Here is a 23,842-nt window from a genome sequence, read left to right as displayed (position 1 = left end):
CGAGGGCGGCGTGCCTATCGTGATCGCACACATGAAAGGAGGTGATCCTGAGTTGAGTAGTACCAGGACGCGTGAGGTGGCTGTCAGCTAGCCGCCCCGCCCGCGAACGAGGCTTCGGAGCCTCGCCCGGCAGGTCCGGGGCGGCGGGCTAATCTCCAACAGTCACCCGGCTCGCAGGCCCACCGGTCGTCCCCGGTGTCCGGTCAGGCGGTCCACGGCGTGGTGCACCGCGCGGTGGACGTGCTCGATCGGAACGGCCTGCGAGCCGCTGTTTTTCGGCCAGCGGCCGAGCCGCCGATGCGGAGGATTCTCCTCGGCGGCCCGGCCCTGCCTTCTCCTTCCACCAGGGCCGATCAGGCCACTGTCACGTGGAAGATCTGGTTGTTGCTGTTGTGCGGGATGCTGTCCTTGTCGCCGCCGTTGGACGTGGCCATCCACATCCCGCCGTCCGGCGCCGGTTCGACGGTGCGCAGCCGGCCGTACGTTCCGACGAAGTACTGCTGGACGTTGGTCAGGCTGCTGCCGGTGATCTGTTCCCGGTACAGCCGTGTGCCGCGTTCGCAGGCCACGTACAGGAAGTCGCGGATGATGGTGATTCCGCTGCACGAGCCCTCGGCCACCGGGTAGGTGTGCTTCGGAGCGATGAATCCTGCTGTGCCGCACGTCCCCGAGGTGCCCTCGCAGGAGGGCCAGCCGTAGTTGCCGCCCTTCACGATCAGGTTGGTCTCGTCCATGATGTTGTTGCCGAACTCCTGCTCCCACAGCCGGCCCTGGGAGTCGAAGGCCAGACCCTGTACGTTGCGGTGCCCGTAGCTCCAGACCGCGTTGTGGAACGGGTTGTCCGGCGGGATAGTGCCGTCGGGGTCGATCCGCAGCACCTTGCCGTTGAGACTGCTGGTGTTCTGTGCGTTGGCGCCGTTCTGTGCGTCGCCGGTGCCGGCGTAGAGGTACTTGCCGTCCGGGCTGAAGCGGAGCCGTCCGCCGTTGTGGAACTTGTTGCGCTCGATCCCGGTCAGCAGGATCTGCTCGGTGCCGGTCTGCAGGGTATCGGTGGCCGGGTCGTACTTGATCCGGACGATCCGGTTGTCGGTCGGCGAGGTGTGCATGATGTAGAGCCAGTGGTCCGAGCCGAAACTCACCGGATTGATCTCCAGCCCGGTCAGGCCGCCCTCGCCGTCGGTGCTCTGCGCGTTCGGCACGGTGCCGATGCTCTTCTTCGCGCCGGTCTTCGGGTTCAGGTGCACGATGTCGTGGGCGTCGCGCTCGTTGAACAGGATCGTGCCATCGGGCAGCGTGACCAGGCCCCACACGACGTCGTCGTCGGTGCCGACCTGGGTCACGGTGCACACGCCCTGGGCGGGCGAGCAGCTGCTCGGCGCCGAGGTGGTGACGTACACGAGCGGTGTGCTGCCCGCGCTCTCGTTGGCGTTGCCGTCGTAGGCGGTGACCTGGAAGTGGTAGGCGGTGCTCGGGGTGAGGCCGTCGACCTGGGTGCCGGTGGCGTTGGCGTCCGCGGTGCCGACCTCGGTGCGCGTGCCGTTCACCACGTTGTACACGCGGTATCCGGCCACCGCGACGTTGTCGGTCGAGGCGGTCCACGCCAGGGTGACGCTGCTGTCGGTCACCGCGGTGGAGTGCACGTTCCCCGGCACCGTCGGCGGCGTCGTGTCCCCGGATGGCGGGGTGGTGACGTGCAGCGTGCCGGAGGGCTGGCTGACGTTGCCGGCCGCGTCGCGGGCGTTGACGTAGAAGCCGTAGGCGACGTTCGGACTGAGGGCGGAGCAGGTGGCTGTCAGGGTGCTGCCGTTCACCTGCGCGCACAGCTGGCCGTCGTGGTAGATGTCGTAGCCTGCGACGCCGACGTTGTCCGTCGAGGCGGTCCAGCCGATGGTGACGCTGTTCGGGGTGTCGGAGACCAGCGTCGGGGTGCCCGGCGCGCTCGGTGGTGTGGTGTCGCCGCCGATCGTGCCGTAGACGCCGAGTTCCTGCAGCGAGTAACCGTGGGCGGCGTCGCTGCGGCAGCGTTTCGTGCCGTACATGCGGACGTAGCGGCCGTCGCCGTCGAGCGTGGTCAGGTCCTCCACGCCGCCTTTGCCGGCCGTCGTGCCGTAGATCTTCGTCCAGGCGCTGTGGTCGGCTGAGACGTCGATCTCGTACGCGGTCGCACAGGATGTGTCCCATTGCAGCCGGACGCGGCTGACGTGCGCGGTGGCGCCGAGGTCGAGGTAGATCCACTGCGGGTCGGCGCCCGCGGCGCTGGCCCAGCGGGTGGTGGAGACGCCGTCGTCGACGAGCGCGGCGGCGCAGCAACTGCCGGAGGAGGAAGCGGTCGCCGGCTTGTTGAGCGACAGCAGGACGTCGGCGGGGGAGGCCGCGGGGTAGACCTGGGCCAACGGGACTGCTTGATGTGCTGGAACTGCCCGAGCCTGTGCAGCCGCCTGAGCCGCGACTGCCGTCGATCCTGTTGTTCCCGCCGTCCCCGCCGAGGGGTGCGGCGTCGCGGCCGACGCCGTCACCACCCCGGCCACCGCGAGCACGGCGGCGCAGCCCGCGATGATCAGGCCTCTCATACGTGTGAAGCGTTTCTTGCGCATGGCTGTGCTCGCTCCGTTCAGCCGAGATAGAGGTCGAGGTGGAGGTTGTGGTACCGCGTGGCGGCAGAAGCGCAGCTCTGGGTGGAGCCGGTCGCCGAGACGCGCAACGCGCCGCCGGAGGTGTTGTGGCTGTTGCTGAGGCAGTATCCGGTGATGTTCTGGAACCCGACGTCGAACGGGCTGGAGCTGCCGGTCTGCGCGGTCAGCCCGTCGAAGGTGACGTCGCTTCCGGCGTTGGCGATGACCGCCGGCCGGCCGTCGCCCGCGGCGACCTTGACCGAGCTGCCGGTGAAGTGGATCCCGGAGACGTTGTGCAGGTACCAGCCGTAGGCGGGGCGGGTGCCGATGCTGTTCGGGTTGTAGTCGCCGTTGTTGCTCGGCACGCCGGTGGACATGGTGCCCTTGCCACCGGGCACGGTCAGGTTCACGTTGCCGAAGGTCTCGTCGGTCACCTGGTGGGAGCTGTCGGCGCCCCAGATCGTCGGGCTGTAGTCCGGGCTGGAGGCGCCGGTGCCGGTGATGTTCAGGTATGTCACGTTACTGATATGGCCGACGGTGGGCTTGCCGCCGCAGCGTAGTCGGGTGCCGATCTTCTGCATGATCGGCGAGTGCACGCCGGTCATGGTGATGTCCTGGTAGTGCACGTCGGAGATGTCGGCGCCGTCCATGCTCACCATGCCCAGGCCCGACTTCCCGGCGCCGAGGATGGTGATCTGATGGAACTGGTAGTCGGTGAAGGACCCGCAGGTCTCCGAGCCGAACATCAGGGCGTTGCAGCACTTGGCCTTCAGCGTGGCGCCGGTGACGGTGACGTGCCCGTTGGGCAGCGTCGCCCCGAGGGCGTAGTCGCTCTTGAAGACCAGCGCGTCGTCGTTGGAGGAGATGTTCGCGTTGGTGATGGTGACGTGGGTGGTGGAGATGATGTTCCAGCCGTCGCGGTCGCTGGAGGTGGCGATCGTGAGGTGGTCGGACACCACGCCGTCGCAGCCGTTGATCAGCGCCCCGAAGTGGCCGCCGCGGGCCAGCGTGATCCCGCTGAGTGTCAGGTTGGTGCAGCGGGTCAGCGACAGGATCTTGTCGGCCTGCCCGGAACCGGGGTTGCCGGCGATCAGGTTTCCGCCGCCGTCGATCGTGCCGGAGCCGGTGAAGCCGATGTTGGAGAGCTTGTCGCCGTAGAACATGGCGTCGTGGAAGTGGCTGTGGCCGTAGTCCTGGTACTTGTCGTAGGGGTTCGCTTCGGCGGCGTCGTAGGTCTTGGCGTTGGAGCCGACGACCTTCGACCCGGCATCGAGCTGGATGGTGACGTTGCTCTTGAGGTGGATCGTGTTCGCCGACTTGTAGGTGCCGGACGGGAACTCCACGATGCCGCCGCCGGCGGCGTTCGCGGCGGTGACGGCCTTGTTGATGGCGGAGGAGTCGTTGGTGGAGCCGTTGCCGGTGGCCCCGTAGTTCTTGACGTTGAAGACGGTCGTGGCGGTCGTGGCGGTCGTCGCGGTCTTGGCGGTCGCGGGATGAGGCGCGGCGGCTGCGGTGCCCTGGACGCCCGCCAGGGCGAGTGTCGCCACGGCGGTCGTGGCCAGCGCGGTCGCGAGACGGGAGGTGCGGCGTGGTGTGCCCTTGCTTCGCAGGGCGAAAATATATCTTGTCACGGCCCTGAGTGAACCTCACATCGGATGAGTCGGCAAGGTTAAGAACCCTTACTCTTGGCAAAATCCCTGATCTTGGCTGCTGACGCCGCTTCCTGTCGATCATTCATCGGAGGTCTGCGGGAGAAAAGATCTTGAAGTATCTCGGCATCTCATATATGAGATCTGCCCTCTCGCGCCTACCATGGCCCTCGATGGTTCGACCGCACGAGGAAGAGGAGTCAGGACACGATGAAGCGTTCGATGATCGTCACCGCGGCCGCCTGCGCCGCCGCCACCGCGGGCTTCTTCGCGAGTACCGCGCAGGCCGCGCCGGCGCCCGGCAGCTCCACGGATCCCACGGCCGGACTGACTCAGTACACGGACACCTACAAGGTCCAGCACCCGTACAACCTGCCCGAGTCCGCCCGGTTCTCGATCACCAACGGCGTGTACAACCTCTTCATCCTCAAGGGCGACAAGGGGTACTCACCGGGCACCCCGACCGGCGCGCGCACCGAGATGCGCTGGGGCAGCAACTGGTCGAGCGGCGAGCACCTGTGGTCCTCGGACGTCGAGATCGACCCGGGCACCACCGGGACGTGCATCATGCAGGTGCACGTCAACGGGCAGGGCGAGGCGATCTACATCCAGACCAAGAACGGCAACCTGTACAACAGCGTCGGGACGCTGCTGGCGACCAACATCGTCGGGAGCTGGTTCCATCTGGACGCCGCGTACAACCCGAGCACCCATCTGGTCCAGATCTGGGTGAACAACCGCCTGGCGCTGAGCGCGCACTACACCAAGCCGGCCGGTACGGGGTTCTACTTCAAGAACGGGGTCTACAACCTGTCCGGTGCCAAGTCGGAGACCCATTTCAAGAACATCGAGCTGTGGCACTGAAGCGCCCGAAGGCCGGGGCCTGAGGTCCCGGCCTTCGGGTCGTCGCGCTGGACGCTGGAGCAACTTCGGTGCGGCGCGGGCTTCCACCGGCGGCACGCCGCCGAACTGTGCCACTCGACACCAGCACTCCCAGGCAAGTGAGGGCTCTGCAACCTACTGCAACCCAGTCCGCACCGAAGTGATCCGCTGCGTGTTGAACCCGAGCCAGTGCATCCGCCCCGCATATCGCGCGTGCTCGATCTTGATACAGCGGTCCACGACCACGCTCAGCCCGCCCTCCTCGGCGATCCGGGAGCCCTCCTCACTGATCACGCCGAACTGGCACCACAGCGCCGTCGCCCCGATCTCCACCGCCTCCCGCGCGATGTCCGGCACCGCGTCGGGGGCACGGAACACGTTCACCACGTCCACCGGTTCCGGGATCTCGCGCAGGCTCGCGAAGCAGCGCTCGCCGAGGATCTCGCTCTCGCGGGGGTTCACCGGGATCACCCGGTAGCCGTGCCGCTTGAGGTAGTAACCGACGAAGTAGCTCGCGCGCAGCTCGTTGTTCGACAGCCCGACCACGGCGATCGTCCGCGCGGAGTTGAGCACGCGCTGGATGGTCAGCGGGTCCTGATACCGCCCCAGATCACTCATGCCGCGTCGCCCTTCATAGGATTGCCGAGCCCTACTGCCTCGCCGACCTGACCGAAAGCCTGCTCCAGGTCCCACACCAGGTCTTCAACCGACTCCAGCCCCACCGACAGCCGCACCGTTCCCGGCCCGACGCCGGCGGCACGCAGTTCGTCGTCGGAGAGCTGGCGGTGCGTGGTGCTGGCCGGGTGGATGATCAGGCTCTTCGCGTCCCCGACGTTCGCCAGATGCGACCACAGCGTCACGCCGCTGATCAGTCCCTGTCCGCCGGCCCGGCCGCCGGCGCAGTCGAACGAGAACACCGCCCCGGCGCCGCGCGGCAGGTACTTCTCCACCAGCGGCTGGTACTTGCTCCCCGGCAGCCCCGGATACGTCACGTTCGCTGCCAGCCGGTGCCCGTCGAGGAACGCCGCGATCAGCCCCGCGTTGGTCACGTGCCGTTCCATGCGCAGCGACAGCGTCTCAAGCCCCTGCAGGAAAAGGAAAGCGTTGAACGGCGACAGCGCCGCGCCGAGATCGCGCAGCGTCTCGGCCCGTAGCTTCATCAGGTACCCGTACGCCCCGAACGTCTCGTGGAACCGCAGCCCGTGATACGCCGGCGACGGATCGGCCACCACCGGAAAGCGCCCGTTCGACCAGTCGAACGTCCCGGCCTCGACCACCACGCCGCCGATGCTCGTCCCGTGGCCGCCGAGGAACTTCGTCGCCGAGTGCACCACGATGTCGGCGCCCCACTCGATCGGCCGGCACAGGTACGGCGTCGCGAAGGTGTTGTCCACGACCAGGGGCAGCCCGTGCGCGTGCGCGATCCCGGCCAGCGCCTCGATGTCCAGCACGTTTCCCGCCGGGTTCCCGATCGTCTCCCCGAAGAACGCCTTCGTGTTCGGCCGCACCGCGGCCGCCCAGGCGTCAGGGTCGTCGGGATCGGCCCAGCTCAGCTCCACGTTCATCTTCCGGAACAGGTGCTTGAACTGGTTCACCGTCCCGCCGTACAGCGCCGACGACGACACCACGTGGTCGCCCGGCTCCAGCAGCGTGAACAGTGCCGCCGCCTGCGCCGCGATCCCGCTCGCGAAGGCGACCGCCCCGCTCCCGCCCTCCAGGTTCGCGACCCGTTCTTCGAACGCTGCGACAGTCGGGTTCATGATCCGCGAGTACGTGTTCCCGTACTCCTGCAGATTGAAGTACGCCGCCGCCGACTCCGGGTCCTCGAACACGTAGCTGGCCGTCTGGTAGATCGGCACCGCCCGCGCCCCGGTGTTCGGATCGGGACGCTGCCCGGCGTGCAGTTGGCGCGTCTCGAACCCGAACTCGTGCGGCTGCTCGGTCCGCGGGTGTTCGCCGGTCATGAAGTCCTCGTCGTCGTCTCGGCCCCGTCCGCCGCGAACCGATCCTCCAGAAACCGGCGGACGATGGGGATCTGGCGTGCTTCCTCAAGCAGGAAACTGTCGTGGCCGTACGGCGCCTCGATGAGGTGATAGTCGACGGCTTTGCCGAGCGAACCCAGCGCGTCGGCGATCTCGGCCGACGCGACCGGCGGATACAGCCAGTCCGAGCTGAACGCGATCAGCAACGTCCGGGCCTTCACAGCCTCCAACGCACGCTCCAGCGACCCGCCGCCATGCTGCCGCGCCAGATCGAAGTACGTCAACGCACGCGACAGATACAGGTATGTGTTCGCATCGAACCGCTTCACGAACGAGGCGGCCTGATGGCTCAGATAGCTCTCGACCGCGAACTCCGGCTCGCTCAACGTGTGGCGGATCTCCTCACCCGACTGGAGCCGTCTGGCGAACTTCGCCTCCAGCGCCGCCCCCGACAGATAGGTGACGTGCCCGACCATGCGCGCCACCCCCATCCCGGCGTCCGGCGCCTGCCCGGTCCCGTAGTACCGACCGCCCTGCCAGGCCGGATCGCCCATGATGGCCTGCCGCGCGATCGCGTTCCACGCCACGCCCTGCGGATGCAGCGCATGCGTCGAGGCGATGGCCACCACCGCGTCGACCTGGTCGGGGAACAGGATCGCCCACTCCAGGGCCTGCATCCCGCCCAGCGAACCGCCGGCCACGGCCGCCAACCGCGAGATGCCGAGCCGGTCCAGGAACGCGCGCTGGGTCCGCACCATGTCCGCGACCGTGAGCACCGGGAAGTCCGGGCCGTAGGGCTGCCCGGTCTCAGGGTTCGTCGACGACGGCCCCGTGGTCCCGCGGCATCCGCCCAGCAAGTTGGTAGAGATGATCAAGTATCGCTCGGTGTCGAAGGCCTTGCCCGGCCCGATCATCCCGTCCCACCACCCCAGGCCCGCACCGGCGCCGCCGTCGCGGTCCTCGGCGGCGAACCCGTCGCGAGTGCCGGCCGTCGGTGCGCTCGCGGCGACGCCGGCGGCGTGCGCGTCGCCGCTCAGGGCGTGGCAGACCAGGATGACGTTGTCACGCTTCTCGGACAGCCGTCCATACGTCTCGTACGCCACCCGCACTCCGCTGAGCTCCCGGCCGCAGTCCAGCACGATTGGCTCGGGCAGGTCCAGGAACCGCGTCTCGACGGTGCCGACGGAGCCGACCGAGCCGGTCGGAACCGCGGCGGATTTGTGCATGGGGGCTATGGTACGCCCCGCCACCAGTGTATTGTCGAGTAACCAGGTAGGAATTACAGACACCTCACGTCATCGGCGGAAGGCGGGCTCGACCCATGACCACGGTCACCAACGGAGTCAACGTGCAGGCGCTGCTGGACGCGCGGGAGGTCCTCAAGGGCGCCCCCGAAGCGGCGCAGTTCACCTGGCGGGCCACCTCCACCTGGCGTGACGGCGTGCACAGCACCACCACGGTCAAGGACTTCTTCGGCCTCGGCGAGGAGCACAGCCACAAGGCCGAGTCGGTCTTCGAGGCCGACCACCCCGCGGTGTTCGCCGCCGAGGACAACGGCATCACGCCGATCGAGTACCTGCTGGTGGGCCTGGCCGGCTGCCTGACCGCCGGGGTCGCGGCGGTCGCGCAGAACCGCGGCATCCAGCTGCGCTCGGTGTCCTCCACCGTCGAGGGCCGGCACGACATCCGCGGCATCCTCGGTGCCGACAGCGATGTCCGCAACGGTTTCAACGACATCAAGGTGTCCTTCACGATCGACGCTGACGCCTCCCGCGAGGAGATCGAGGCGCTGGTGGCCCAGTCGCAGAAGCGCTCCGCGGTGTTCGACGCGCTGACCAACCCGACGGACGTCACCGTCGAAGTCGCCTGAGGGGCCGGTCATCGAGCACACCGACGCGCTGGTGGTCGGCGCCGGGCACGCCGGCCTGGCCGCCGGCCACTTCCTGGGGGCCCGGGGGATCGACCACCTCGTCCTGGAACGCGGCGAGGTGGGCAACTCCTGGCGCCGCGAGCGCTGGGACTCGCTCCGGCTGCTGACGCCGAACTGGCTCAGCCGGCTGCCCGGGCACCGGTACCAGGGTCCTGATCCTGACGGCTACATGACGGCCGGCGAGGTGGCCGACTTCATCGGCGCCTTCGCCACCGCCTCGCAGGCTTCGGTCCGGACCGGCGTCACGGTCACCTCGGTACGGCGTGAGGGGACCGGATACCGCGTGCGGACGGACCAGGGCGAGATACAGGCCCGGACGGTGGTCATCGCCAGCGGTGCCTGCAACATCCCGACGGTGCCGGCGGTCGGCGGCACGCTGCCGGACTCCATCAGAGAGCTGACTCCCTTCGACTACACCGGTCCGGACGGCCTTCCCGACGGCGGCGTGCTCGTCGTGGGCGCGTCGGCCACCGGCGTGCAGCTGGCCGGGGAGATCCGGCGGAGCGGACGGCCGGTGGTGCTGTCGGTGGGGGAGCACGTGCGCCTGCCGCGCGTCTACCGAGGACGCGACGTCCTGTGGTGGATGGACGCCTCCGGCGTGTGGGACCAGCGGCACGACGAGGTCGACGATCTGGAGCGGGCCCGGAGGCTGCCGTCGCCGCAGTTGGCGGGGACGTCCGGGCGCGTTGCCGTGGATCTCAATACTCTGATTGACCAGGGAGTTGAGCCGGTCGGTCGGTTCGCGGCCGTCCGCGACGGCCGTGCGCTGTTCTCCGGAGGGTTGCGCAACGTGTGCTCGCTCGCAGACCTGAAGATGAACCGGCTGTTGGCCACGTTCGACACCTGGGCGTTGACTGCCGGGCCCGACATCGACGACAAGCCCGAGGCGCCAGAACCCACTCGGGTGCCGGCCTCCCCGCGACTCCAGCTCGATCTTCGCGGCGGCGAGATCCGGACAGTCATCTGGGCCACGGGGTTCCAGCCCGACTACCACTGGCTCGATGTGCCGGTGCTCGACGGCAAGGGGCGTCTGCGGCACGACGGAGGTGTCGTACAGGACAGCCCCGGGCTCTACGCGCTGGGGCTGCCAGTGCTGCGACGGCGCAAATCCACGTTCATCCACGGCGCCGAGGACGACGCCCGAGAGGTGGTCGAGCACCTGTCGGGCTATCTGGTTGCCCGATAGCGATGCCCGACGGCGGGTGAGTCAGCAGCCTGGCAAGCCGTCACCCGGCAACGAGTGATTTGACGAGCCTATGGACGTGGATCTTCTGGCCGTGGACGCCGCTGACAAACCCGTCATCGCCAACCTCCTGCAGCTCTACCTGCACGACTCCTCGGAGTTCGAGCCGAGCGAGCTGTCCGCGCACGGCACGTTCGACTTCGCCTGGCTCGACAGCTATTTCATCGAGCCGGCGCGCGAGGCGTACCTGATCACCGTGGCCGGTCGGCCGGCCGGGTTCGCGCTCGCGCGCTGCGACGTGGCCGGCGACGTGGGCCCGTGGAACGTCGGCGAGTTCTTCGTCGTGCGCGGGCATCGGGGGCGGGGCCGCGGCGTCGCCGGACAGGCGGCCCGGCTGCTGTTCCGGCGGCACCCGGGGCCCTGGACGCTCAGCTTCCTGCCCGCGAACGTGCCGGCGTCCCGGTTCTGGCCGAAGCTGGTCGACGCCGTCGCCGCCGGACCGGTCTCCCGCCACGAATTCCAGCCAACCGAGGGCGCGGCCGCCAAGGTCCGGCTGCTGTTCCAGATCGGGCCCTGATAAAGTCGCGGCAGCCAGGCGACGGCGAGGGCGGTGGCGGTGGTATCAGAACCCGATCAAGGTCTGCAGAACGGCCTTCGCGGGGGTCGTGCTCGGCTGGCCGACGTGGCGCAGCGCGCGGGGGTGTCGAAGGCCGCCGCTTCCAAGGTGCTCAACGGCGTCGTGGACTTCTCGGCGCGTCCCGAGACCCGGCTGCGCATCATGGAGGCCGCCGAGGCCCTGGGGTACCGCCCGCACGTGGCGGCCCGCGCGCTGGCGACGTCCAACGCCCGCACCGTGGCCCTGCTGGTGCCGAGGCTGACCGACCTGACCGCCGTGGCCATCGCGCGCGGCGCCTTCGAGCGGGCGGCGGAGCGCGGCTACGTGGCGGTGATGTCAGAGGACTTCGACGAACAGTCGGCCATGACCGCGTTCCGCGACCTGGTGCACGCCGGCCGCGTGGACGGCCTGATCGTCGCCTCCTCCCGCCCGGACCACAAACTGATCGCCGCCCTGGCCGAATCCGCCATCCCGCACGTGTTCCTCAACCGCGCGGTCCCCGGCACCGGCCGCAACGTCGTGATGGACGTCGCCGAGTCCAGCCGCCTGGCCCTGCGCCACCTCGCCGACCTCGGCCACCGCACCGTCGCTCACATCGCCGGCCCGCCCGGCATCACCCCCAGCGACGACCGCGCCCGCGCCTTCGCCGAATCAGCCCTCTTGCATGGGCTGACGGTCTGCCGTATCGAGCACGCCGACCTCACCGAAGCCGGCGGCGCGACAGCCGCCGCCACGATCATCGAGGCGGGCCAGGCGACAGCCGTCTACGCGAGCTCCCTGGCCCAGGCGATCGGTGCCATCCACGCCGCACACCAAGCGGGTCTGGTGATCCCCGACGACCTGTCGCTGATCGGCGACGAGGACTTCCCGATCGCGGCCTACCTCACGCCTGCGCTGACGACGATCGCCATGCCGCTGGGGGAACTCGGGCGGTACGGGGCTGACGCGATCATCGATCAGCTGGAGGGGGCGGCGCCGGGCGACGTGGTGATTCCCACTGAGCCGAGGCTTGTGGTTCGGGGTTCCACGGGACCGCCCGACTTACTTTGATCCACGCTGCGTGCTTGCCTATGCCGCCTGATCGGCGACGCCCATCTGACGCAGAACGCTGCGGTTGTCGACGCGGACCCATTCCTCGACCATGCGTCCCCGGTCGTCGAAACGGAAGATGTTGATCAGGTCGAACACCACGCGTGCGCCGTTGGGCGGAAGCGGGCCGGCCGGGGACTGGGTGAACTCGCGGACGAAGGTGCCCTCGATCCACGTCTGGCAGGCCAGGTGGTCACCCTCGGCCAGGACGATGCCGCGGCGGATCGTGCGGTCTTCGAAGGCGGCGCGGACCGCGTCGAAGTAGGCCATGAGGCCGGCGAAGTCGGATTCGAAGCCGTCGGGCCCGTGGAAGCGGAACGTCTCGGGGTCGAAGTACGTCGCGGCCTCGGCCATGTCCTCGCCGGACACTTCCAGCTCGCCGGCCCTGACCAGACGTGCCACGAGCTCGTCACGTGTGAATTCCTGTGTCATGCGATCCAGCCTGCCCGCGAAGATGCGTGCTGTCCAACGATGGTTCGGCACTCTATCCATGACTGAAGCGCATGCTATTTTCGTCGCATGGCCGAATTCACGCTGACCGGTCTGCGCATCGTCCAGCAGGTCGCCGAACGGGGATCGTTCACCCGGGCCGCCGAAGCGCTGGGCTACACGCAGTCCGCCGTCTCCCGCCAGATCGCCGCGATGGAGGCGGCAGCCGGGGCCGGGATCTTCGAGCGCAGCCGCCGCGGCGTGGCACTGACCCCGGCGGGCCAGGTGATCGTGCGCCGTGCGACGGAGATCCTCGCCGACCTGGCCGCCACCGAGGTGGAGCTGGCGGGCCTGCGCGATCGGCTCGCCGGGCGCCTGACGATCGGCGCGTACCCGACCGCCGCCATGGCGCTGGTTCCCAGGGCGATGGCTGAGATCACCTCCGGGCATCCGGGCCTCGCGGTCGTCCTGGAGGAGGCCGCGACGCCCGCGCTGCTGCGGCGGCTGCGCGCGGGCCGACTGGACGTGGCCGTCATCGGCATCGGGCACGGGCTGCCGGACTACGACCTCAGTGAGCTCCGACAAACGACGCTGCGTCACGGCGGCCTGATGGTGGCGGTCAAGGACACCCACCGCCTTGCCGGCCGCACCAATGTCACCGCCGCGGATCTGGAGCAGGAGCACTGGATCGCGGGCGAGGCCACGCCGGGCGAGCCACAGTTCGGCGCATGGCCGACCTTGTCGGAACCGCTCATCGCGCACACGTCACGCAACTGGTCGACCCGCCTCGGCCTGGTCGCGGCCGGACTGGGCATCACGGTCATCCCCAGCGTGGCCCTCCCGGCGCTTCCAGCCGACGTCAGGGCGGTGGCCGTCACCGACAGCCAGTGGGCCGGGCGCGGGACGCTGGCGGTGACGCGGCCCCGGTCATCCGCACAGGCTCAGGCGATGGTGACCGCCTTGCAGAGCCAGGCCGAGCGACTCCAGGCCGACCGACTCCGCGACAGCTGACGACCCGACTCGTGCCCCGAACGCGATCAGTACCATTCCCACCATGGAACTGGCCCCAGGGATGGCACTCGGCGACCGCTACCGGCTGGTGGAGCGCATCGGCCGCGGCGGCTTCGGCGAGGTGTTCCGCGCCCACGACGAGAGCCTGGGCCGGCCCGTCGCCGTCAAGACGCTGCGGACGACGGAGGCCACCGAAGCCGCCGGCCAGGCCTTCCTGTCCCGTTTCGAGCGCGAGGCCCGGGTCATGGCCTCCTTGCGGCATCCGGCGATCGTCACGGTGCACGACCGCGGCGTATATGAGGGTATTGCGTACGTCGTCATGGAGCTGTTGTCCGGACCGGACCTTGGCACGATCCAGCAGCAGCGCAGGATGCTCCCGGCCGAGGAGGTCATGGGGTACGGCGTCCAGGCGGCCTCGGCCGTGCGGTATCTGCACGGCCTGCCCGAGCCGGTGGTGCACCGCGACCTGAAGCCGGCGAACCTGGTCCTGGACGGCGGCGCGGTGAAGCTGTGCGACTTCGGCATCGCCGCGGTGCTGGCGCCGGACCTCACCCGGATGACGCAGGCCGGCCAGATGATGGGAACCCCGATCTTCGCAGCACCCGAACAGGTGCGGGGTGAGACCGCCTCACCGGCGTGGGACGTGTTCTCGCTCGGCACCGTGCTCTATTCGCTGTTCGCCGGCGGATCGCCGTTCTTCGCCGGTCCCGATCTGGCGGAGTCCCTGCGGCGGGTGCAGTTCGAGCAGCCGCGGCCGCTGTCCTCCTGGCGTGCCGACATCCCGGAGCGGTTGTCGCCACTGGTCGCGGCGATGATGGACAAGCAGGCGGAGCGACGTCCTCCGGCGGTCGTCGTCGCGCACGAGCTGACCGCCATGCACACGGCGATGACCGCGCCGCAGGCTCAGTACCCTGCCACGCCGCTCGGCAGCGGGGGAGCGGCGGGACCGGAGCCGATCCCGCCGGCGGCGCCCGACCCCGCCACTCTGGCCGAGCAACGGATCCAATCCGCCGAGCACCTGCTCAACGGCGGCCGCTACGCCGACGCCGACCGCGAGTTCGCCGAGGCGGTCAAGCTCATGAAGGCCGCCGGCCAGGGCGGTGATCGCAGGGTACTGATGGCAGAGTTCGGCCGCGTCCGGGCCGGATACGCCCGGGGCGACGGCGCCGCGAGCGCGATCCGCCTGCTGCGGCTGACGGATCGCGCCGAAGCGCTGCTCGATCCTTCGGATGAGTTCGTCCAGGTTCTGCGACGCTTCCAAGCGATGCGGCGCTAGTCTCCTGACTCAGGAGACTAGCCTCGCGCGACCAGCTATTCCCTATCCCTACTGCATGGGCGCCGACCACAGCACGAACTTCGCGGTCGCCTGGTTCTTGTTCGTGTCGACGGAGATGATCCGCGCGACCGCGACCTGGTAGTTCTCGCCCTTGATACAGATCAGGCCGCCCTGCGGCACGGTGGCGCCCAGATTGCCGTTGGAATTCAGGCTGTCGACGCAGTCCTGGCGGGACGGCGGGTTCGCCCCGGTCCAGGCGATGAGCTTCCCGGTGACGCCGAAACGCCCGAAGCCGTACTGGCCCGCGGGCTGGTGGGATGTGCTCAGCTCCAGGTCGCTGTAGATGCCGCTGGTGTAGGCGATGCTGGTCTTGCCGAGCGTGACGCCGTCGGTCCCGAAGACCAGCTGGCCCTGCCAGGCCACGGGGTCGGTCCCGGAAGTGAGCGGGCCGGCGGTGTTCGCCGGCGCGGCCGCCGACGTGTCGCCGGTCGAGGCGTCCGACCCGGCGGTGTTGGTCGAGCCGCCGGCCGACGACGCGGTCGGGTTCGTGCCGCCGGCGTTCTGGGGCGTCGTGGTCGGGCCGCTCGTGGCCGTCGAGCTCTTCGCCGCTTGCGCGGCTGGGTTGGTCGAGCTCTGGGCGGCCGCGGGGCCGGAAGCGGCATGATTGTTCGAGGACTTCGTCATCGCGCTGACCGCGATCACCGCCACGGCACTCAGCGCGGCCGCGCCGACGACCAGGCCCACGACCTTGCCGGTGGTCCAGGTGCCGCCCTTCGCGGGCAGGGCTGTTGTGGCCGCCTCGTGGTGGGGGAGAGGACTAGTTGTCCCAGAGCCCTGAGAAGCTGCGGTCCCGGCGACCGCTCCGGCACCGGCGAGGACCGGCGTCTGCGCCTCCTGCGACGCCCCGTCACGGACGGTCGGCGCCTGCGCCAGCAGGGCGGTCGAGGACTCACTGCGGGCCCGGGCCATCTCGGCGACGCCGTCGGGGAGCCAGCCGGGACCCGCCGCGGTGCTGTCGCCCTCGCAGTACCGGATGATCGCCGCGAGGTCGGGACGAGCCTCGGGGTCCTTGTTCAAGCACGCCGCGACCAGATCGCGCACGACCTGCGGGCACTCGCTGAGGTCCGGCTCCTCCTGCACGATGCGGTACAGGATCGACAGCTCCTCGCCCTCGCCGAACGCCTGGCGTCCGGTGGCGGCGAAGAAGGTCAGGGCGCCGAGGGCGAAGACGTCCAGCGCCGGCGTCGCCGACTGGCCGCGCACCTGCTCCGGCGCCATGTACTGCGGCGAGCCGATGCGTCCGCCGGTCAGGCCGGTGGTGGAGTCGGCGGCGCGGGCCACGCCGAAGTCGATGACGCGCGGTCCGTCCTCGGCGAGGATCACGTTGGCGGGCTTCAGATCCCGGTGGATCAGGCCCGCCTGGTGGATGGCGTCCAGAGCGCGCGCGATGCCCGCGGTGAGGATGCGGACGGTCTGCACCGGCAGCGGCCCCTGGAGCCGCACGGCCTCCAACAGCGAGGGGCCGGGTATGTAGGCGGTGGCCAGCCACGGGATCGGATCGTCCGCGCCGACGTCCAGGAGCTGGGCGATGTGGATTCCGTTCACCTGCTGCGCCGCCCGCGCCTCCAGCGCGAAGCGCCGCCGGAACTCGGAGTCGGCGGCGAGCCCGTCGTGCACGACCTTCAGGGCGACCGGACGCCCGCCCGGGAGCGTGGAGAGGTAGACGCGGCCCATGCCCCCGGCGCCGAGCCTCGCGTAGAGCCGGTAGCGGCCGATCTCGGGCGGATCGGCCGGTTCGAGCACTGAGAGGGCGGATTGTGACAATTCGCGGTGCGAAACGGCCTATGAGCGGCGCCTGGCGTCGCCAGACGACCTTTACAGCCAACCAGGATGCGGCAGGCCGTCTGTCTAGCCATGCTTGCTCCTAGACCGTTTCGCTCGTTCTCGAGGTCAGCTGCGGTTCCGCATACCGCAAATTGTCACAATCCGCCCTCTGAGAACCCTTCGAAGGACCCCGTCATCGCGTGAACGCTCCTGGAACAGTCGATCGGACCGCGCGCGGCGGGTCCGGGCCGGTGTGGACAGTGTGGGCTGTCGAACGGCGTTGACGCAGGCCGCGTGTGTGCGATCGATGCCGACCGGAAGCCTCGCGACAGGATAGTCGGTTCGGTGGCGGGTCGTGCGTCGGGTCGGGTGTCGCGTCAGGTGTAGTTCTGGATCGCAGGGCGCAGATTCACCGAGGTCTGGGGTCTGTCATCCGCGAGCGGTCCCGAGCCGCACCGGCAACGCGATCACGAGATTGCCGACAAACGTATGCGAATACTCCAGCTCGTCCTCTCCGACGGCCAGGTTCAGCTCGGGGAACCGCGCATACAGCCGCTCCAACGCGACCTCTGCCTCCAGCCTGGCCAAAGGCGCACCGAGGCAGTAGTGCGGCCCGTAGCCGAATGCCAGGAGCTCGACGCGCTCGTCGCGGGTGACGTCGAAGCGGTCGGCGTCCGGGCCGTAGGCCGCCGGATCCCGGCCGGCCGCGGAGTATCCGGCCAGGACCGCGGTGCCGGCCTCGATGCGCAGTCCCGCGACGTCCAGGTCCTTCGTCGGGTAGCGGAGCGGGAAGTAGCTCACCGGACCGTCCCAGCGCAGGGTCTCCTCGACCACCGCGGCCCAGGTGGCCTTGCCGTGTCGGACCAGGTCCAGCGCCTCGGGATGTGCGGACAGTGCGCGGACCGCGTTCATCAGCAGCGCCATGGTCGTCTCGTGGCCGGCTATGAACAGGTTCCGCAGCGAGCCGGTGACCTCCTCCGGGCTCAGGAGTGCCGGATCGGCGGCGCGGGCTGTCAGCTCACTGATGAGGTCCTGCTGCGGCTGCTCTGCCCGGTCCGCCACGATACCGCTCAGTACCGCCAGCATCTCCTGGCTGGCGGCGATCACCCGGGCCGGTTCCACGTCCGTGTTCACCAGCACCGAGCTGATCTCGTGCAGGCGCGCGCGAGCCGCCTGCGGAACGCCCAGCAGCTCGCAGATCACCTCCAGCGGCAGCGGCAACGTGAACTGCGTCCGCAGGTCCACGACGCCGTCCGGCGACGCCGAGGCGGCCTGCTCCATCTGGTCCAGCAGCCGATCGACCAGCTGCTCGATCGCCGGCCGCAGAGCCTTGATGCGTCCGCGCGTGAACGTGCTCCCGATCGCCGCGCGCAGGCGCCGGTGCTCGGGCCCGTCAGCCGTCAGCATGCTGCGATTGAGCGTGAATCCTGACAAAGGCCACCCGTCGGGGACGCGTCCCTGCTGGTACTCGGCGAAGTTGGCCGGATCCTTCGAGACGTCGGGGGAGGCCAGGAACTCCTTCAGGGCGGCGTGCCCGAGCACCAGGGCGCCGGGGACGTCGCCGGGCATCAGGACGTGAGCCGCGGCGCCGTCGGTCAGCCAGCGGGCGTTGTTCGCATGGGGGCTGCCGCCGAGCGGGTCCAGACGGTGTCTGGGGCAGCTGTTCTGAGCATCCTGGGCGGTGCCGTCCGGCTCCATGCGCAGCTCCTTGGTCAGCGTTCGTGAGGGTACTGAATCAGCTCTCTGCTCGGTACGTGCTCACTCTTCCCAGGGTTCATGCGGCTGGACAGTCGGTTGACGAAAAAGTCCGCGCCCCGCCACAAAGGCGGAGCGCGGACCCAGGCCGGGGAGCCTGTCACACCATCACATCAGTGCCCTGCTGAATCAGCCCTCGACGATCGCGTTGGCCGCCGCGGCGATCGCGTACTCGGTCGGCACGTTGATCGCCACCGGGCCACCGAAGATCTCGATGAGCCCGGCCCCGCCCAGCGAGGCGCTGATCCCGTGCAGCGCGTTCGCCGTGTACGCCGGCAGGTTGGTCACGTTCGTCAGCACCAGCGGGCCGCCGGCCTGGGCCAGCTGCGCCGCGCCGGTGAGGGCGTCGGCGAAGGACAGGCCGGTCGCCACGCCCGCGACGTGCTCGCCGTGGAAGGTGCTGGCGACCTGCGCCGCGGTGTCGTAGCGGTCGTAGCCGGCGAACTTGGTCACGTTGGCCAGGTGCGCGCCGTTCGCCGCGGCCACGGCCTGCCCGCCGACGGCGGTGACGGCCTTGGCGCTGTGCGCGTAGGCCGCGACCGCCGGGCTCATGGTCTTGTCGTTCGTGAGCAGGATCGCCGCCGGGTTGCCGTTGTCGGCGAACACCGTGGAGGCGTACGGGCCGGAGGCCAGGGCGTCGGCGAAGCCGTTGCCGGTGGCCAGGACCACGTGGCTCGGGTTGCCCAGGGCGCCGGCGATCTTCAGCGCGGTGTCGTAGCGGTCCACGCCGCCGATGCGGGTGATCTGCGCGGCCGGCAGGCCCAGGCCGTTGACCACCTTCGGGGTGATCGCGGCCGTGCCGCCGAGCACGTAGACCTTGCCGCCGGGCTTGAGCACCCGGTGGATCTCGGCGACCACCTGCGAGTCGACCACGTTGCCCGGGGTGAGCAGCAGCGGGCCGCCCATCTTCTTGGCCAGCGGGACGCCCGCGAGCGCGTCGGGGTAGTTCGTGCCGATGGCCAGGACCACCGAGTTGGCCGAACCCGGCGCGTACTGCTGCTGCGAGATCTGGATGCCGGTCTGGTAGCGGTCCTCGCCGGCGATGCGGCCCAGGCGGTTGGCGTCGTAGTTGCCCTGCACGAAGCCCAGCGTCGGCGAGCCGAGACCGGTGGCCGTGTCGTAGCCGCCGCCGGCCTTCAGTGAGGTGTCCTGGCCCATGTACGTGACCCGGGCGTTGTTGTTCGCCTCCGGGATGATCGTGGCCATGTTGCCGTTGGCGGTGATGTCACGGAACTTGCTGGAGTTCGCGTAGATCGTCGCGTTCTCGAAGCCCGGCGCGACCCCGCCGTGTGCCTGCATCTGCAGCGCCTCGACGCCGGCGAACAGCGGGGTGGCCAGCGAGGTGCCGCCGATCGGCCCCCAGTCGGGCGACCCGCTGGACGCGTCGAAGAACGCCATACCGGTCTCCGGCGCGCCGTCCATGGACACGTCCGGGGTGGCCCGCATGGGCTGGCCCAGGTGCGCGCCGTTCGGCGCGGTCTGCGAGATCGAGGCCGGGACGAAGCCGCGCTGGTAGAACGGCTGCGGCACGTCGGTGGAGGTGCCGCCGCCGGCGCCGCCGATGAAATGGCCGGGCCCCGGGTTCGCCGGGTTGACGATCCCGGTTTGGTAGTCGCCCCAGGGCTCCTCGCCCCCGTAGTTGCCGTTCTGGTCGACCTTCAGCGAGGTGCCGCCGACCGCGGTGACCCACTGCGAGCTGGCCGGCCAGGCGCTCTGCTTGCCGGCCGAATGGAGCTGGCAGTTGCCGCCGGTGGCTGCGTTCGCCGGGTCGTTGTCGCCGCAGTCGCCGGTGGCGAAGTTGAAGCTGATGCCCTCCAAGGCACCCCGCATGAAGATGCGGTCGTACGCGGCACGCGTGGCGGCGTCCTGGTTCCACCCGTCGGTGTGCATCAGGCCGTCGATCGAGCCGGAGACGATGTCCGCGGAGTGGTTGTTGACCACGGAGGAGTAGGCGGCCATCAGGTCGTTGTCGTTGCAGGAGTTCGCGGCGACGTAGACGATGTTCGCGTCCGGGGCCATGTTGTGCACGGCCTCGACGTCGAGCGCCTGCTCCTCGTGCCAGGTGCCCTCGCCGCAGGCCGACTGGTCGTTGAACGCCGCCGGGTTCGCCTGCTCGGTGTACTGGCCCGAGCGGAACTGCTGCTGGTGGAACTGGTTGTTGTAGGTCTGCATGTCGGAGACCATGTTCGGGTTCAGGTACGCGTCGATGATCGCGACCGTCGCGCCCTTGCCGGTCAGGCCGGAGCTGGCCATGCCGTAGCCGCTGCGCAACTGCGAGCCGTCGTAGCCGCAGCCCTGGACCGGGACACCGGCGTAGCTCTTCTCGGCCCAGAAGGTCGAGCACCCGCTGGTGTCGAAGGTCGGGTTACCGCTGGCGGGGCTCGCCGACGCGGCCGAGCCGCCCTTGGCGGTGTTCGCGGTGGTGGCCAGCGCCGGCTTGTTCACCGTCGGCGTGTCGGAGAGCCCGGAGATACCGGAGATCACACTCGCGACGTGCGCGGGCAGCATCGCGGCCGAGGACGGCGCGTAGTGGCTCTGCCCGTCGGGCGCGGCGTAGTTGGCGATCGTGGTGCCGAAGGCGGCCTGCACCGTCGAGGCCGAGCCCTGGGTGTCCACCCAGCCGTCGCCGATCGAGGTGACCTTCAGACCGGCCCCGGTCGCCCAGTCGGTGACCGTCTTGACCTGGTCGGCGGTCGCGCCGAACTCCGACTTGACCTGCGCGGGCGTCAGGTACTTGTGGTAGTTCCCGCTGCTCGGGTCGGAGATCGACTGCGCCAGCGAGGACAGCTGGTCGGCGTTCTGGCCGGCCAGGAAGATCCGGGTGCTGATGGTCTGGGTCGCCGGGACCGCGGCCTTCTCGGTGGCGGGGGTGGCCCAGGCCGGCTGGGTCCCGCCGATGGCGACCCGGCCCAGCGAGTCGGTCTGGCCGTTGTTGGTGTCGTTGCCCTGCGCGTGGGCGGTCGACATACCCAGGGCCGCGATGACGGCCGTGGCCATCGGGATCGACCCGACGGACATTATCTTCGAACGCTTCTTTGCCGTTGACATGGTGTTGAGAAACTCCCCGAGAGATGTGATGTGCGCGACGAGTGGGTGACGTTCAGTCCTGGGTCCACCCGCCGACGCCGTAGTAGGTGAAACCGAGGCCGGACCAGGGATTCCTGGGATCTCCGGACCGCCGGCACGCGGTCGGCGGGACCGGCGGGGCGGGGGTGGTCAGTACACTGACGAACCCGGTCGCCGTTCCCGTCATGCTGCCGCCGCCGCAAGGATGGGCTGCACTGTCGCCGTTCCGGCCGGGCGGTCGCGGAACGGTTCTTCGCGGCGCTGGATGTGAAGGAGCGAGTCAACGACGCCCGGTGCGGCGGCAGCGCGTGCCGACGACCGGCGGATCGCCGGTGTGGCCGCGTGGCCTACGCGCACCATGATCGCCTTCGTCGCTCTCACCTCCCCCGAGTGCCGCGGACAGCCAGCGTCAAAACGCTTGCGTCGACATATGACCGCGCTAGTTTCCAGGTTTGGTGTTGAATACCTGTTGAACAAGGGTTTGGGGAAGGGGCGCGGGGGTGAGCTCTACCGTTTGGTTCGGGCTGTTGGGTCCGGTGGACATCCGGCTGGACGGAGTCCCCTCGCCGCTGCCGTCGGCCCGGACCAGGGCCTTGCTGGCCGCGCTGCTGTGTCAGGCCAACCGCGTCGTGAGTGTGGACGGCCTCGTGGACGCGGTCTGGGGCGCCGACCCGCCGGACGGCGCGGTGACGACGCTGCGCAGCCACGTGATGCGCCTGCGCCGCTGCCTCGGCCCGGAGGCGGGCCGGCTGGAGACCGTCGCGCCGGGCTACCGGATCCTGCTCGACCCGGGCACCGAACTGGACACCCGGATCTTCGTGGCGCGCTACCAGGCCGGCCAGACCGCGGCCGGAGCCGGCGACTGGCACACGGCGGCCCGGCTCGCCGCCGAGGCGCTGGCACTGTGGCGCGGCGAGCCGCTGGCCGACGTGCCCTCCGAACTGCTGCACCTGGAGGAGGCCGCGGCCTGGGCCGAGCTGCGGGTGGAGGCGATCGAGCTGCGGGCCCGCGCGGACATCGCGCTGGGCCGTGCCGCTGACGCCGTGGCCGCGCTGCGCCGGCTGGCCGCCGACCACCCGCACCGCGAGCCGGCCTACGCGCTGCTGATGTCGGCGCTGGCCGCCGCCGACCGCCGCGCCGAAGCGCTACAGGTGTACCGGCTGCTGCGCACCGTGTTGGTGCGAGATCTGGGCATGGAGCCGAGTCCTGAGTTACGGGCGCTGCATCAGCGGATATTGGCGATGGACGCCGGGAAGAAGACGGCGGTCGCCGCCGGTGACGGAGCCGCCGCCGCTGTGATCGCCGAGCCGGCGGGCGAAGACGAGCCGAACGCGGCTTTTGTCGCCTGGCCCACGCCGCGCGCGCTGCCTTGGGATACCGCCGATTTCACCGGCCGTGAGGACGAACTTCGCCGCATCGTCGAGGGGGTCACTGAGTCGCTGGAGCCGCACGCTGCCTATGCCGCAGTCATCGACGGCATGCCCGGCGTCGGCAAGAGCGCGCTCGCGATCCACGCCGCCCACCTGCTCACCGACCGCTTCCCCGACGGCCAGCTCTACGCGGACCTGCTCGGCAGCACACCGTCGCCGGCCGATCCCCGTGACGTCCTGACCTCGTTCCTGCGCCTGCTCGGCATCGCCCCGACCGACCTGCCGACCTCCGACCTGGAACGCGGCGCGCTCTACCGCAGCCTCCTGGCCGAGCGCCAGGTGCTGGTCCTGCTCGACGACGTCCACGACGCCGAACAGCTGGCCCCGCTCATCCCCTCCGCCCCGGGATCGGCCCTGCTGGCGACCACGCGCGACCGCCGCGTCGGCATCGCCGGCGCACTGCGCGTCGCACTCAGCCCTCTGACACCTGCCGAATCGCACACGCTCCTGGCCCGCATCGTCGGCGCCGAGCGCACCAGCGCCGAACCCGAGGCGACCACGGCGATCCTGGCCGCCTGCGCCGGACTGCCGCTCGCCCTGCGCGCCGCCGGCGACCGCATCGTCGCCCGGCCCGCCTGGCAGCTCGCCGACCTGGCCCGCCGCCTCGCGCGTCCGAAGGGTGTGGTCGGTGCGGTCGATGCGCGCTTCTTCGACGAGCTCAGGTTCGGCGACCACGACGTACGCGCGACCTTCGAGACCGCATTCGCCGCACTCACAGCCACGGACTCCGACAACACGCTGGCGACCGCGTTCTGCCTACTGGGCTTATGGAACGGCACGGAACTGGGTCTCCCAGTCGCCGCCTCCCTCCTCGGACGCCCACCCGCCGACGCCGAACAGCTGCTGGAGCGCCTGGTCGACCTGTTCCTCCTCCAATCACCCCGCCACGGCCGCTACCTCCTCCACGACCTGCTCCGGAACTTCGCCGCCGCAAAGGCCGCCACCCTGCTCACCCCCGAGCAGCACCGCCAAGCGGCCGACCTCTGGCGCCTGCCGCACGCCCGGTCGGCGGACAGCTCCGTGCTGCGGGACGACGGCTTGTCCCAGCCCTCGTAACCGCGCGGCGCTGCTAAGGCGCTCGCCGCAACGGTGTCCGGCGGCCGCGCCA

17 protein-coding genes are annotated in these 23,842 nt (G+C 69.9%); 8 read left to right on the top strand and 9 right to left on the bottom strand.

Annotated elements, in window-relative coordinates; genetic code table 11:
* Window positions 1-353 precede the first annotated feature (353 nt).
* Both ABH935_RS30645 and ABH935_RS30640 read right to left on the bottom strand, forming a co-directional pair.
* On the bottom strand, window positions 354-2,570 hold the full coding sequence (locus ABH935_RS30645) for a PQQ-dependent sugar dehydrogenase (RefSeq protein ID WP_370381418.1): 2,217 nt from the start codon (window positions 2,568-2,570) through the stop codon (window positions 354-356).
* Window positions 2,571-2,611: 41 nt separating this feature from the next.
* Complete coding sequence (locus ABH935_RS30640; protein ID WP_370381435.1) at window positions 2,612-4,222, bottom strand: glycoside hydrolase family 28 protein; 1,611 nt, start codon at window positions 4,220-4,222, stop codon at window positions 2,612-2,614.
* A 249-nt stretch (window positions 4,223-4,471) separates the two neighbouring features.
* On the opposite strand from ABH935_RS30640, the gene ABH935_RS30635 reads away from it, so the two are divergent.
* Window positions 4,472-5,125 (top strand): polysaccharide lyase family 7 protein, encoded by a 654-nt coding sequence (locus ABH935_RS30635; protein WP_370381417.1) that lies wholly within the window; start codon window positions 4,472-4,474, stop codon window positions 5,123-5,125.
* 153 nt (window positions 5,126-5,278) lie between these two features.
* Here ABH935_RS30635 and ABH935_RS30630 read toward each other — a convergent pair whose 3' ends face one another.
* Genes ABH935_RS30630 through ABH935_RS30620 form a run of 3 tightly spaced genes read right to left on the bottom strand, consistent with a single transcriptional unit; the run spans window position 5,279 to window position 8,351 of the window.
* Window positions 5,279-5,761: a CoA-binding protein gene (locus tag ABH935_RS30630; RefSeq protein WP_370381416.1), complete on the bottom strand. Its 483-nt coding sequence runs from the start codon at window positions 5,759-5,761 to the stop codon at window positions 5,279-5,281.
* Window positions 5,758-7,107: an O-acetylhomoserine aminocarboxypropyltransferase/cysteine synthase family protein gene (locus tag ABH935_RS30625; protein WP_370381415.1), complete on the bottom strand. Its 1,350-nt coding sequence runs from the start codon at window positions 7,105-7,107 to the stop codon at window positions 5,758-5,760. Before ABH935_RS30625 ends, ABH935_RS30630 begins: the two co-directional genes overlap by 4 nt.
* Window positions 7,104-8,351 (bottom strand): homoserine O-acetyltransferase, encoded by a 1,248-nt coding sequence (locus tag ABH935_RS30620; protein WP_370381414.1) that lies wholly within the window; start codon window positions 8,349-8,351, stop codon window positions 7,104-7,106. Before ABH935_RS30620 ends, ABH935_RS30625 begins: the two co-directional genes overlap by 4 nt.
* Window positions 8,352-8,446: 95 nt before the next feature.
* Between ABH935_RS30620 and ABH935_RS30615 the strand changes: the two genes are divergently transcribed.
* From ABH935_RS30615 to ABH935_RS30600, 4 genes are all read left to right on the top strand, one after another.
* Complete coding sequence (locus ABH935_RS30615; RefSeq protein ID WP_370381413.1) at window positions 8,447-8,995, top strand: OsmC family protein; 549 nt, start codon at window positions 8,447-8,449, stop codon at window positions 8,993-8,995.
* Between the two features lie 28 nt (window positions 8,996-9,023).
* Window positions 9,024-10,241 carry an NAD(P)-binding domain-containing protein gene (locus ABH935_RS30610; protein WP_370381434.1) on the top strand — a complete coding sequence of 406 codons (1,218 nt, stop codon included), beginning with the start codon at window positions 9,024-9,026 and terminating at the stop codon, window positions 10,239-10,241.
* A gap of 70 nt (window positions 10,242-10,311) precedes the next feature.
* Window positions 10,312-10,815, top strand: coding sequence for a GNAT family N-acetyltransferase (locus tag ABH935_RS30605; protein WP_370381412.1), 504 nt, complete (start codon window positions 10,312-10,314; stop codon window positions 10,813-10,815).
* 105 nt (window positions 10,816-10,920) lie between these two features.
* Window positions 10,921-11,904 (top strand): LacI family DNA-binding transcriptional regulator, encoded by a 984-nt coding sequence (locus ABH935_RS30600; protein WP_370381411.1) that lies wholly within the window; start codon window positions 10,921-10,923, stop codon window positions 11,902-11,904.
* Between the two features lie 18 nt (window positions 11,905-11,922).
* Here ABH935_RS30600 and ABH935_RS30595 read toward each other — a convergent pair whose 3' ends face one another.
* Window positions 11,923-12,375 carry an ester cyclase gene (locus tag ABH935_RS30595; protein WP_370381410.1) on the bottom strand — a complete coding sequence of 151 codons (453 nt, stop codon included), beginning with the start codon at window positions 12,373-12,375 and terminating at the stop codon, window positions 11,923-11,925.
* Between the two features lie 87 nt (window positions 12,376-12,462).
* Between ABH935_RS30595 and ABH935_RS30590 the strand changes: the two genes are divergently transcribed.
* Window positions 12,463-13,383, top strand: a complete 921-nt coding sequence (locus ABH935_RS30590) for a LysR family transcriptional regulator (RefSeq protein WP_370381409.1) — start codon at window positions 12,463-12,465, stop codon at window positions 13,381-13,383.
* Between the two features lie 43 nt (window positions 13,384-13,426).
* On the top strand, window positions 13,427-14,659 hold the full coding sequence (locus tag ABH935_RS30585) for a serine/threonine-protein kinase (protein WP_370381408.1): 1,233 nt from the start codon (window positions 13,427-13,429) through the stop codon (window positions 14,657-14,659).
* A 48-nt stretch (window positions 14,660-14,707) separates the two neighbouring features.
* On the opposite strand, the gene ABH935_RS30580 is transcribed toward ABH935_RS30585, so the two are convergent.
* The 3 genes from ABH935_RS30580 to ABH935_RS30570 form a co-directional block, all read right to left on the bottom strand.
* Window positions 14,708-16,462, bottom strand: a complete 1,755-nt coding sequence (locus ABH935_RS30580; protein WP_370381407.1) for a protein kinase — start codon at window positions 16,460-16,462, stop codon at window positions 14,708-14,710.
* A gap of 450 nt (window positions 16,463-16,912) precedes the next feature.
* Window positions 16,913-18,181, bottom strand: a complete 1,269-nt coding sequence (locus ABH935_RS30575) for a cytochrome P450 (protein WP_370381406.1) — start codon at window positions 18,179-18,181, stop codon at window positions 16,913-16,915.
* 186 nt (window positions 18,182-18,367) lie between these two features.
* On the bottom strand, window positions 18,368-21,256 hold the full coding sequence (locus ABH935_RS30570; RefSeq protein WP_370381405.1) for a cell wall-binding repeat-containing protein: 2,889 nt from the start codon (window positions 21,254-21,256) through the stop codon (window positions 18,368-18,370).
* Between the two features lie 548 nt (window positions 21,257-21,804).
* Between ABH935_RS30570 and ABH935_RS30565 the strand changes: the two genes are divergently transcribed.
* Complete coding sequence (locus tag ABH935_RS30565; RefSeq protein WP_370381404.1) at window positions 21,805-23,790, top strand: BTAD domain-containing putative transcriptional regulator; 1,986 nt, start codon at window positions 21,805-21,807, stop codon at window positions 23,788-23,790.
* Window positions 23,791-23,842: the final 52 nt, after the last annotated feature.

It is taken from the genome of Catenulispora sp. GAS73, assembly GCF_041262085.1.
Taxonomy (GTDB): domain Bacteria; phylum Actinomycetota; class Actinomycetes; order Streptomycetales; family Catenulisporaceae; genus Catenulispora.
This window is presented reverse-complemented; position numbering and strand designations above follow the sequence as displayed.